The sequence below is a fragment of the Candidatus Margulisiibacteriota bacterium genome, assembly GCA_028715625.1.
Lineage (GTDB): Bacteria > Margulisbacteria > Riflemargulisbacteria > GWF2-35-9 > GWF2-35-9 > JAQURL01.
Genome location: JAQURL010000023.1, coordinates 25,158 through 36,716, shown reverse-complemented (window position 1 = coordinate 36,716; position 11,559 = coordinate 25,158). Strand labels below are relative to the sequence as shown.

The 11,559-nt window shown below is 39.3% G+C and carries 10 protein-coding genes and 1 riboswitch; of the genes, 5 read left to right on the top strand and 5 right to left on the bottom strand.

Translation table 11 applies throughout. From position 1 onward, the window contains the following. Positions 1-6: 6 nt before the first annotated feature. Both rsgA and PHV30_05260 read right to left on the bottom strand, forming a co-directional pair. Positions 7-1,086, bottom strand: a complete 1,080-nt coding sequence (gene rsgA, locus PHV30_05265) for a ribosome small subunit-dependent GTPase A (protein ID MDD5456426.1) — start codon at positions 1,084-1,086, stop codon at positions 7-9. 53 nt (positions 1,087-1,139) lie between these two features. Next, positions 1,140-1,937, bottom strand: coding sequence for a hypothetical protein (locus tag PHV30_05260; protein MDD5456425.1), 798 nt, complete (start codon positions 1,935-1,937; stop codon positions 1,140-1,142). A 151-nt stretch (positions 1,938-2,088) separates the two neighbouring features. Between PHV30_05260 and PHV30_05255 the strand changes: the two genes are divergently transcribed. The 5 genes from PHV30_05255 (at position 2,089) to cfa (ending at position 9,112) form a co-directional block, all read left to right on the top strand. Beyond that, positions 2,089-5,220 carry a GNAT family N-acetyltransferase gene (locus tag PHV30_05255; GenBank protein MDD5456424.1) on the top strand — a complete coding sequence of 1,044 codons (3,132 nt, stop codon included), beginning with the start codon at positions 2,089-2,091 and terminating at the stop codon, positions 5,218-5,220. A gap of 58 nt (positions 5,221-5,278) precedes the next feature. Further along, positions 5,279-5,452: a hypothetical protein gene (locus PHV30_05250; protein MDD5456423.1), complete on the top strand. Its 174-nt coding sequence runs from the start codon at positions 5,279-5,281 to the stop codon at positions 5,450-5,452. A gap of 144 nt (positions 5,453-5,596) precedes the next feature. Beyond that, positions 5,597-7,630: a glycoside hydrolase family 48 protein gene (locus tag PHV30_05245; protein ID MDD5456422.1), complete on the top strand. Its 2,034-nt coding sequence runs from the start codon at positions 5,597-5,599 to the stop codon at positions 7,628-7,630. A gap of 139 nt (positions 7,631-7,769) precedes the next feature. Then, positions 7,770-7,973 carry a hypothetical protein gene (locus PHV30_05240; protein MDD5456421.1) on the top strand — a complete coding sequence of 68 codons (204 nt, stop codon included), beginning with the start codon at positions 7,770-7,772 and terminating at the stop codon, positions 7,971-7,973. A 29-nt stretch (positions 7,974-8,002) separates the two neighbouring features. Then, positions 8,003-9,112, top strand: coding sequence for a cyclopropane fatty acyl phospholipid synthase (gene cfa, locus PHV30_05235; GenBank protein ID MDD5456420.1), 1,110 nt, complete (start codon positions 8,003-8,005; stop codon positions 9,110-9,112). Here cfa and PHV30_05230 read toward each other — a convergent pair. The 3 genes from PHV30_05230 to PHV30_05220 all read right to left on the bottom strand — a co-directional run bounded on the left by PHV30_05230 (position 9,109) and on the right by PHV30_05220 (position 11,465). Beyond that, positions 9,109-10,263: a cation:proton antiporter gene (locus PHV30_05230; protein ID MDD5456419.1), complete on the bottom strand. Its 1,155-nt coding sequence runs from the start codon at positions 10,261-10,263 to the stop codon at positions 9,109-9,111. The two genes, cfa and PHV30_05230, sit on opposite strands and share 4 nt — an antisense overlap. Positions 10,264-10,285: 22 nt before the next feature. Beyond that, a riboswitch (Fluoride riboswitch) is annotated at positions 10,286-10,358 on the bottom strand. 43 nt (positions 10,359-10,401) lie between these two features. After that, positions 10,402-10,779, bottom strand: a complete 378-nt coding sequence (locus tag PHV30_05225; protein ID MDD5456418.1) for a hypothetical protein — start codon at positions 10,777-10,779, stop codon at positions 10,402-10,404. Positions 10,780-10,898: 119 nt separating this feature from the next. Further along, positions 10,899-11,465, bottom strand: coding sequence for a hypothetical protein (locus PHV30_05220; GenBank protein ID MDD5456417.1), 567 nt, complete (start codon positions 11,463-11,465; stop codon positions 10,899-10,901). Positions 11,466-11,559: the final 94 nt, after the last annotated feature.

Below are 11,559 nucleotides of genomic sequence, written 5' to 3'. Positions count from 1 at the left end.
AATTTTCTACAGGTCCTTCTTGCGTTTCACATAATCCATTGCCTGTTTCATCTGACCTTTGCTACCAAACATATGGCGAATCTTTTTTTCTTCCACTTGTCTGGAACTCAGTCCCTGATAACCTAATTCTTTCTGAAGCTTAAGGTAGCTGTCCAGCCGTTGGGTTGATAATTCACCTGTTTCCAGCGCCTCGCGCACCTTACACCCGGGTTCTGTTCCATGATTACAATCATGGTATTTGCAACCGGCAGCCAAGTTTTCGATGTCTGTAAAGACCTGGGCAATATCCGCTGTGTCCAAATGGATTTCGCGCATTCCAGGTGTATCTATTACTATAACCCCGTTAGGTAGTAACAGAAGTTGGCGATGGGTAGTTGCATGGCGTCCTTTGTCATCTTTACGGGTTTTCATGGTGTGCAATACATCACTACCCAAAAGCCGGTTGATAAGCGTGGATTTACCGACGCCTGATGATCCTATGAAAGCGACGGTGTGCCTTGGTGTAAGGTATGGTGCCAGATCATGAATACCATTCGTATGGATACAGGAGGTGACAACAATATCAACAGAAGAAGCAATACTTTGCACTTCCCTAAGTTTGTCCGGCAAGTCATTGCAAAGATCAGATTTGGTCAGGATTACTATCGGCTTTGCCCCGCTGTTCCAGGCGATGGATAAATATCGTTCCAGACGCCGCAGATTATAATCCTGATTCAGGGACATACAAATAAACAATTCATCTATATTAGCCGCTACAATTTGAGATTGATTAACAGTGCCGGCTGCAATACGTGTAAACATCGAGCGACGCGATAGTACCCGATGAATTATAGCATCTCCATGGTTGTCGTTTTCACGATCAACCAGCACCCAATCACCTACTGCCGGATAATCAGTCACTGCCGTGGCGAGATGTATCAAGCGGCCGGAGACCTGGGCCCGCATTTCGCCGTATTTCCCTAAAACCTGATATATATCATGATGCTGAGAAGCCACTCGCACGGCATATAGCTCTTTATCGTCCGATATTTGTTTTGAAAAATAGTCATCAAAACCATAGACTGCCAAATCAATATATTCAGTCATAAATCACCGTATGCTATTGTGTTCTAAAACAAGCGAACAGTCAAATCAAGAGGTTATCCGAATATATATGCCAGCAATCCCGCGCAGCTTCCCGACAAAGCTGCTGTAGCTATTACCAGCTTGAATATCAATCTCTCGGTTCTTTGGATATGTTCTCTGGATATTTGTGCAGGGTTCAGATCAGCAGGCACATTTTTAAAGCCCAGCGTGGCAACTGCTCCTGATCCAAACGTGTAAAGTTTGGCCCCGGTAATGTCCAGACCTTCGCAGACACCGCCAAAAAAGAAGGGTTGATAGCGGTTGAATATGGTTGTTATTCTTCTTAAAGGTAAGGCCAGAGCATGACCTATATAATGTTTTTCAAAGGTTCTACCGAAACCATTGTCTAAAACAGCCAGTTGTCCGTTATTCAAAACTATGATTTTAATACCCGGGTATTGTTCTTTATATTTGTCTTCAAAAGCCGCTCTGGAAAAAGAATCAGCAGCATTTACCAGCAGATGTCCCAGATTATTATATAGGTAATGCCTGTTTTTCAAACTCAGACTGAGCATGTTTTCTTCAATTTTTGTAAAAACAATCCTGAAATCAGACATTTTACGCTGAGATGACCAGGGAAGTTTTTTCCAGTAACCGTATTCTTTGAGGTTAAAAATAACATCGGATTCGTAGATTATTTTACTTTGCTCTTGTCCGGTAAGATCAAAGAAATATTGTTTCAGGGTATTTAAAACATGCCGGGTGTTGTGCAGGTGTTTTTCAATTATAGGTTCGACACTTACATAGTGAGTTACCCGGGTAAGCGCAATAAGTTTATTTTTTAGGCAGGATTTTTTAATTTTATCCCTCATAATAATTTATCGGTTTTTTTGCCATAAATTGCAGTGGATTTGACTTTAATTAGTGGGATTTATAAAAAATTTTTACGATAAATTAGCAGAGGGAAATAATTGGGCAAAATCAGAGTTTTTATAAATTATATGGTTTATCCGGGGGGATATTGTGCAGACAAAACTGATATCTGTTAAGGTAACAAATAACGAACAAACAAGAAATGCAGCGATCTTGCGCGCGATGAATAATGGGATGTCTGTTTTATTGGCGGGTACATCGCTGAACGAATTTAATCATAAGATTATCAGCTATCTTTTGGGACGCATCGATCTTTTACAATATCATGAAAATTCCGAACTGGAAACTCTAAAAGACTGGTCTGAACTGGCCTTAATGAACCAGGAATATTGTTCTCCCGCACACACAAAGTACACCAGTTTATTTCAGGGTGGTGTACTCAATCTTCCCGGGCATGTTAAATACCTGCGCTCGGAAATCAATACAAGTTTGTTTGGCGATGACTATGATCGTAACGTAGTACTGATCCGTTCGGGATCAGTTAAAGGATTCCAGGAATTGGCAGCGAGGTATATTGTTATGGCCTCCGCAAAGAAAATTTCCGGCCCATTTCCTTATGATGACAAACTTGTGGCAGGATTACACAAGCCAGGTGCCAGTTCTAATATGAATTTGATTAACCTGCGTTCAACGGAGGAATTTAGTAATTTCATTGATCGGTTTAAAAGTATATTAAAGATGGATACAATCAGAAGCAGTGTTTATCTGCGATCGGACGTAGTACTGCCAACTTCGGACAAGAACAACCTGAAGCAACTCATACTAAAATACTGCAGCCAGTCGCAGATAATAATTGAAGAACCCTATGACCCTTTTGGTAGCAATTTGACAACAATGCGCAAAGTTACCTTTATTCATGACGATAATTCCAGCACCCTTGATACTAATGGTGATCAGACACGTTATCAATTACTGCAAGATTCAGCGTCCATGGGCTATCGTCCCACATTAGGAGATGTTGTAGAACATTATTCGATTACAGGTCGATTGAAGGAGATATTGAATACTACCAGAAAGACTGAAGATACGCTTCTGCATCTACCTGCAAACGGACAGCGCGTGAAGAATAATGAGGATTACACCGAGTTTCAACGAACCTATCAAGTATTAATAGATACAATTAAACCTTTAATCCAGCGTTTAAAAGAACTGCCACCAGGTAATGAAACAGATGAATATATTCGACAAAAAACTTTGGAAGAGATACAGCAACTGGAAAAAACTTTGGAGGATATAAAATCACAAGAAAGTCCTTTGGTCCGGGATGTGTCTTTTACTTTTCATTCAGGTTACTATCGGTTGCGTACACTTATACAATACTCATCGTTGTTAATTAACAGGTTACAGGGTACTACAGTGGACGAACTGGACCGTCGTATCGGTCTTTTGGAGCACAGTCTGTATATATCCACAAATTCCGGAATGACCGCAGCGCGTGCTACAGTAATGGAACTGGAATCTGTGGGTGAAGTATATACTACACCTCATTATTGGGAAATCGACTTTCTTCTGGAGAATATATTCAAACATAACCCGCATTATCCGAACATTCCAGTCACTATGCAGGAGAGAATGATCACAGTGCCGGCAGGTATCAATAAGGAGCAGATTGAAGATTGGGTTGAAACAATTCTCAAAAACAATTCCCGGCATCCCACAGGACAATTGCTTTGTCTTGACAACAGTATTTCTCCTTTTTTTCATACAGAAAGTTTTGACCTTTTAAGTTTTTGCAGATATCTGGATATACACAGCATGAGGATAACAAATCCTGTATACTTGATGGTGGATAATACCCTGGATTTTGCCGGAATAAATGCTCAAACACTTTTCCCTAACGGCATACCGGATAATGTATTTTTATTTTTTACGCCCAGTTATGCCAAATTACATCAGCTGGGATTAGATTTATTACAGGGAGGAGCTATAAGCATACACTGTTCGGACAAGTCTGAGGACCAGAACACAGCACACAGACTTTTTTTGTCAATCAGATCGCGGCTGAATGAGGAAGGTACAAGGCAGAATGCCTTGTCGCAACAAATGCTTATCAACACTTATTTCCAACGGTTAGAGGAGAATCAATCTTCTCAAAAAAGGTATCTGGATTTTATGGTCCGTAAAAGACAACGTAATACTATTGAACTTAACAAAGTCCTTACAGAACAATTGGGGGAATTTTTGGTCAAAGACCCGTATAAATCAAAGCGTTTCAATTATCAAGATCAAAGCACAGGACAAAGATTCCTAAACATTAAGGATCCCAAGGATATGAATATAGTCCATAAAGTATCTTTTGCGTTTCATTATGACCCTGACTCTTGCATACATTCATATTTTGAAATTATGGAAGAACCGACAGACAGATACATAGCCGGCCAGGTTTTCGACGAGATTAAACGTCGTATATTTGAGGAAGCCTCGGCACAAGGAATCCATATCGCTGATGGAACCAGTTGGGGTTTTGTCAATACACGAATGGACTGGTACATGCATACATTACGTATTGCGGTGGGATTGGAACACAGGGAAAACCTGGACAAACTGGGCCGGATCATTGCTTCAATCCTGCAAGATCTGTTTACGGGATCTGATGATTTCTTATTTGTTGCACCTTTGACAAAAAGTATGATGGAATCCCCCCTTACAGGTTCCAGAATCATGGAACTTGATAAGTTAATACCCCAGCCTCAAGGTCAGGAGAAAGCAAGAAGGTCCTATTATTTAAGAGAAGAAACCGGCAAATGGGAATTTTCGCAAATTGCTCAGGCACAAGGGATAATCGCCGGAATGATGCTGGCTTATCAGAAAACGGAAAATGGGGAGCCGGTCATCTATGTTTCCAAAACAGCCGTGGATAATGATTATCAGGGTATGGGGCTTTTCAAGAAGATGCTTATTAAACTCAAACAAAGGGCCAAACAACAAGGAATAAAACGTATTATACTGGAAACTTCTGCCAGCCCGAAAAATGATTGGGTTGTACAGCGTTACGCGAGAAGCGGTTTCAAGGTATACGACTATTGCGGTGAGATTATTAATAAATGGCCACTGATTAAAGTAAAGATGGAGCTGCGTACAGATGAGCCTGATAATGTTAGAATTTTGCCTCCCGCATGTTTGCAATATAGTGATTATCAGGCGATTAGCGAGTCTAATAACCCTGAAGAAGCGCTTCGAATATTAAATAATCTAAGGAAGAAAGTCAGAAAAATAGAGTAATAAAGTCTTAGTACATGTACTTATTTTGATTATAGTATTTCAGATAAGGAGTAAATTTATGAAATATAATAATCAGAATAATAGAAAACAGGAATTCGCAATTACGCCTGATGACAAACTTACTAATGAAAACAAACAAACTGATATTGATGAATATGAATTATTCATGGAATGGTTTAATCAGCAGCAGAACCCTGAAGATATAGATTTTGGTATCCCGCTCTGGATATAATGAAAACCCGGGATTTACTGTCAAATCTCTGCAAATTTTTAAATAGTAGATAATAGTCAACGGTATAAAGAATAACATCCTGTTTTTTATGTTCAAAAAAGCATAGACTTCTTAACAAATCATTATCATGGAGAATTAATAAAGATGGCAACCAGAAAACATTTAACCAAAAGGACTACAATATCACCTGCCAGGATAAAGAAAAAAATTATCTTAACGCCAAGCACAATTGTTCTCAAAGATGGAATAAAACTACGAGCTCATAATATAACGGAAAAGAAAAAGAAGAAGAGGGCAGGTCTGATAATTTTTTTATTAATTTTATTAGCTATTGCTTTATTTATTGCCTGGGAACCAAATATAAATTTTCGTAAAGCTCACAATGAACTTTACAAAGATATTTACGATCCGAAAAACGGCTATTTTGCCAAAAATCTGCTACCTTATCATAGTGTGGAGCCTTTTATTGTAGAGGCGGTTGACCATGGCCACGTCTCCACTTCAGAAGGAATAAGCAGTATACTCTGGATGAATACTATCCATGCCGGTTTAACAGGTGACTGGAAAGATTTCCATAAAACCTGGGCAATAATTGAGGACCAGTATATTCCAACCAAAAAAGAACAGCCCAATTTAGAAAGATATAATTGGGGATACCCCGCAGCCTTTGTACCCTTTTTTGACGATATTCATAAGTATCCGGCTCGTATAGACTATTCAAAAAAACCAGGTATTGACCCCTTATACACAGAGTTAACTAAAAAATATGGCAGATATCCATATTTGATGCACTGGATGTTAGACCCGGACAACTGGTTCGGTTTTGCTAAAAAGGGAACTACAAAAGCTGTCAAAATAAAGTTGTTCGAACGAGGCAGAAATGAGTCTATCTGGAAATCTATTCCTCATCCCAGCTATGATATTCATGGCAGAGGTTTATATGGGTATAATGATACATACGTTACAGACAGTCAGCCCCAGTGGAGATACATAAGCGCTCCTGATGCCGAAATGAGGGTAGTGCAGTCAATGTACTGGGCCAGCATTTTCGCAAAAAATCAAAAAATAGATATAAAACCTTACATCGAACGAACCAAAAAAATGGGAGATTTTATTCGTTACGCATTGTTTGATAAATATTTCCATGAGATTGGTGAAGGATGGAAGCGCGGGAAAGGTGCAAATAGCGCTCACTATCTGGTTTCCTGGGTAGCAGGTTGGGGTGGCGGCATTGGATATGGATATAACAGGAAGTGGAGCTGGAGGATTGGCTACAACGAAGCTCATTCCGGATACCAAAATCCTCTGGCAGCTTATTACCTGGATCGTCTGGGAGTAAATACCTGGAGAAAATCTCTGGAAAGACAACTGGAATTAATTTCCTGGGTACAAAGCAAGGAAGGTGTAGTTGGCGGAGGTGTTATTAATGATTATGATAAACCCAGAGGGTTTTTTTATGGTATGCGCTACAACCAGGCTCCGATGTACAATGATCCCCCGAGTAATGTATGGGCCGGCTGGCAGTTCTTTTTAATGGAAAGAGTAGCCGAGTATTATTATGAAAGTGGTGATAGAACAGCTTACGCTATCCTGTCGCGCTGGATACCCTGGGCTAAGAATAATCTTAAAATGTCATTTTTTAACAGAGATGTTTTAGTTCCGTCAACCCTGGAATGGTCTGGCTCCCCTGAAACACTAAACCTTAGCGCAAAGGTTGTTGGTTATAATTCAGATGTTGCTTGCGTATCCCTTTTAGCCATGACATTTATGTTTTGGGACGAAGGGAACCAGAAATGGATACATCAAAAAACGCATACGACAATGCTTGCAAAAAAAATGTTAACTCGTATGTGGAAAAAATATTATGATGGTGTCGGTATTGCTCCGCTGGAATATCGTCCGGATTACTCCCAGGCATGGACAAACTCAGTACTGCCCAAGGGTCTTGTAAAGAAGCTAGCTAACGGCAGTTATGTTACACCTTCCAGTAATTTTCTTGATTTTCGTCCGGGATTTTCAGCAAAAGATATTCCTCCTAAAGGTCCATATACCAAAGAAAATCCAATACCTAAATACCACTATCATCGTACCTGGGCGCAGGCGCATTTTGATATCGCCCTGGGCTATGTAATCTATTTTGACAAACTAAAAAACAGAAAAGTTTTTTCCCTGATTTAATCTTTAAAAACTCAAAGTAATACTTGGGCATGGTAGAAAATAGTCAATTATATATAGCAACACGTCCTATACCAAGATTAAGTACAGAAGTTATACTTTTATAAAAAAAATGAAAGTGTAACAAAAAGGAGGGAATATTATGAGAACAAAAGTTGCGATTTTAACAGAGGGTGTCAAGACAGAACAGATTCTTGAAAATTCTATCAAAGATAAGGAATGGAATATTTATCATTTTATGGATCCGGCAACAAAATTTGATAATGTAATTTTTTTTCCGGTATTTAAAAAAAGATTTTCCTGCACAGAGGATTCCGATACGCTGGACTATCTTTACGTAGAGTGATAAATTTAGCAGATGTAATGGGGTGAGCAATGGCTACCGGAACACAAGAATTACAGACAATTTTAGCCCCACGGGATATAAAGATAGACGGTAAACGTCCCTGGGATATACAAATCCATGATAAACGAAATTTTGTTACTGCTTTGTCCAGAGGCACTTTAGGGCTGGGCGAATCTTATATCCAGGGAATTTGGGACTGCCAGAAACTGGATAAGTTAACTTATCTTTTTCTAAAGGATCGAATAAATAATCAGATCAAAAACATCCATATAGCCCTTTATATGCTTTGGGGGCGTTTATGGAATTATCAAAGCAGCAAACGTGCCTTTCAGGTTGGACAATTGCATTATGATCTGGGTAATGACCTGTTTGAGAATATGCTGGACAAGCGCATGATATATAGTTGTGCTTACTGGAAGGATGCAAGGACACTGGAAAAGGCACAGGAAGCCAAGTTGGAGCTGATATGCCGCAAGCTTAAATTGCAACCGGGGATGAAAGTTCTGGACATCGGATGCGGCTGGGGAGGACTGGCTAAATATATGGCCGAAAATTATAACGTGAATGTAGTCGGGATAACCATATCCAAAGAACAGGCTCAGCTTGCCCGTGAAAATTGTAATGGTTTGCCTGTCGAGATCAAACTTCAGGACTACCGGAAATTGGAAGGGCAATTTGATGCTATAGTTTCCGTAGGTATGTTCGAGCATGTAGGATACAAAAATTACTCTACCTATATGAAGATCGTACGCCGACTGCTTAAGGATGATGGCCTTTTTCTATTGCATACAATTGGCGGTAACGATTCCAAAACCAGAGGCGAACCCTGGTTGGAAAAATATATTTTTCGTAATGGCATGTTGCCATCTATACAATGGATAGCGAAAGCCAGCGAAAAAGTCCTGGTAATGGAAGACTGGCAGAATTTTGGGGCATATTATGATCAGACATTAATGGCCTGGGATAAGAACTTTGAAAAGAACTGGCCAAAACTTAAGGAACATTATTCCGATACTTTTTATCGTATGTGGCGTTATTATCTGCTCACTTGCGCCGGAGCGTTCCGGGCCCGTAATATCCATCTATGGCAAATTGTTTTTTCCAAACAAGGATATAAAGGCGTTTATCATTACGCTTAATTTTCCGGTTGAGGAATATCCAGCATATCTTCTTCCTCTTTTGGGGCGAACCAGCGCTGCGCGATAAAAGTAGGGATAATTGCGCTGGTTACCATTACACCTATAAGTATTGAATATTGAGCCTGATCTATTAATCCGGATTGCAGACCGAATATGCTGGCTATAGTTCCAAAAGTCAGTCCAGTGCTCATCAGCAGAGTAACATACATATTGCCTGAAGGGATATATTTTTTCGCGAAATAATACACGCCGGCAAATTTTGTTATTATTTTAATTAAAAAGAAAATAGCAAAAAGAGAAAAAGAGGAAATTATCATGGGCAATGAAATCCTCAAACCTCCTACTATAAAGAAAAGAGGAGTAATAAAGGCATATGCTACGGTACGCAGTCTGACCATTACTACTCTTTCATCTTTGGTACGTGAAAAATGACCGGACATGAACAGCCCCAGCAGAAAGGCCGGCAAAATTGCGTGTGAATCTCCAAGTTTGGCAAAATATATAAAAATCATTAATAGCAAAAAAATATATTTTATTTCAGGTTCGATTACCTTGTTTTTTATAATTTTATTTTTAAACAGTTTGTCAGAATATTTGTATGCCAGAAAAATTACCAAAACCGCTATTATAAAAAATATTAAAGTAAATAATGTCGGCTTGATAAATATTATGCTCAGGCTCAGGGCCACAAACATATTGGTTACAAAGGTAGTGGCCATTAAAATATTTCCTATATAGGTGTTGGAAAGCCCCATTTCAATTAGAACAGAATAAACAACGGCCAGGGATGTTTCCGAAAGTGCAATCCCTGTGATCAGTGAGGACGCGGTATTCCAATGCAGGAAAAAATATGCAAAAGAAAAACAGCCGATAAAGGGAATAATAAAGGAAAAGAATCCAATAATAAAACACACTTTAAAATTTTTTTTCAGCAGGGTGGTATCGATTTCAGTCCCGGCTAGAAAGGTTAAGAGAATCCCGCCATAGGTAGCCAGGAAAATCATCCATTCTTCCGGACGTAACCCGAGAATTCCTGCAGCCGCGCCCAATATTATTTCAATGATGGCAACAGATAATTTTAAATATGCGGCTAGAATACTGGAAACAAAAATAAGCAGTATAACAATTAAGGGTATTATGTCCGGTTGCATTTTTTATCAACTCCTACCATAGCTATAAGTAGGAGTCATCAGCATTCATAATTTAATGAAGGCGGTTGAAGGCGGACTCCATCACCACTTTATATTATATATAAATATAGACAGCAGGTCAAAATGATTGTTAAAAAATTAGTGTTCTGAGCCGCAATCACAGTCCTCATCATGTACATGTTCCTCTGCCAAATCAAAAATAATAGGGGCAATATCCCAGCTGAACCAGGATTTAAAGAGCTCAAAGGTCCTGTTTTGCGGCCATAATGAATCTACTGTGACCCAGGTAATGAGTTCATTACTGAAAATACTATCAAATATCGCAGCCAGGTATTCTTCAACTTCTTCGGGAGTATCAGCTGGCGGGATCAGGTAAACAGAACTATTCACACTGTATAACAGTTCTTTCAGTGTAAATTGTTTTTCATCAGGAAAAATTTTGTTAAGCCAATCAGCAAAAGGTTGTTTGGGTTTTATGCTAACAGCGCTGCGGTCGGCGATCTCATGACATTCCATTATATTCTCCTTAGACTTGTTTAAAATACGCTTTTTGCGTCAATTTTAGTTTCGCATAGTAGTATAACGCTTTGCCTATAAAGCGCAAGGGTTTACTGCCGTAAAGTTTGGTTAAAATATCAGTTGATAGAACGACTAGTTTCCACCCATTTACCCAGAGGTTGTACCCATATTACCGTTAACGTCTGCCCCAGCTTGATAGAAGCCATACCTTTCAGCATCGTATTGCCGCTATCTTTAATATTAACAGTATTATTATTCCCGCCCACTATGATCAATAGCTGACCGTCATAGAGACCATCCTGGATAGGAGTATAAGTGTTAGAATTAACATTGTTATTGTTTCCATTAACGATTTTATAATTATAATTGCCTACGCTGATCGTATCATTGTTGTTGATATTTTGAGCTGGGCCGGGAATAAGAGTAATATTGTCTATATACCCTGAATCGTTGACGAATTGTGATATATTGTTGTTAGACAGATGATTAGCAGTTTCAGTTGTAATATTTGTTAGTCCTGATCCGTTTCCTTCAAAATTTGTAGCATTGACAGTGCCGATTATATCCAGTTTGTGCTGCGGATTATTTGTGCCGATACCGACAAAATCATTCTGCGAGATGGTGATCCCGCCAATTTCGGAATCGGAGTAAATTTTTACATTCCCATCCGGTAATTTACGCATTATCGGGAAGGAGAGTGTGGTAATGATAAGAAGGATGAGGATGAACTCACCCCTGGCCCCTCTCTTAAAGAGAGAGGGGGATCGTTTTGTAAGA

What these genes read in the sequence shown, in the direction of transcription:
- PHV30_05260 (MDD5456425.1), bottom strand. Translation starts at nt 1,937, where the DNA reads ATGAGGGATAAAATTAAAAAATCCTGCCTAAAAAATAAACTTATTGCG.
- PHV30_05230 (MDD5456419.1), bottom strand. Translation starts at nt 10,263, where the DNA reads ATGCAACCGGACATAATACCCTTAATTGTTATACTGCTTATTTTTGTT.
- PHV30_05225 (MDD5456418.1), bottom strand. Translation starts at nt 10,779, where the DNA reads ATGGAATGTCATGAGATCGCCGACCGCAGCGCTGTTAGCATAAAACCC.
- PHV30_05245 (MDD5456422.1), top strand. Translation starts at nt 5,597, where the DNA reads ATGGCAACCAGAAAACATTTAACCAAAAGGACTACAATATCACCTGCC.
- PHV30_05240 (MDD5456421.1), top strand. Translation starts at nt 7,770, where the DNA reads ATGAGAACAAAAGTTGCGATTTTAACAGAGGGTGTCAAGACAGAACAG.
- PHV30_05220 (MDD5456417.1), bottom strand. Translation starts at nt 11,465, where the DNA reads ATGCGTAAATTACCGGATGGGAATGTAAAAATTTACTCCGATTCCGAA.
- PHV30_05250 (MDD5456423.1), top strand. Translation starts at nt 5,279, where the DNA reads ATGAAATATAATAATCAGAATAATAGAAAACAGGAATTCGCAATTACG.
- cfa (MDD5456420.1), top strand. Translation starts at nt 8,003, where the DNA reads ATGGCTACCGGAACACAAGAATTACAGACAATTTTAGCCCCACGGGAT.
- rsgA (MDD5456426.1), bottom strand. Translation starts at nt 1,086, where the DNA reads ATGACTGAATATATTGATTTGGCAGTCTATGGTTTTGATGACTATTTT.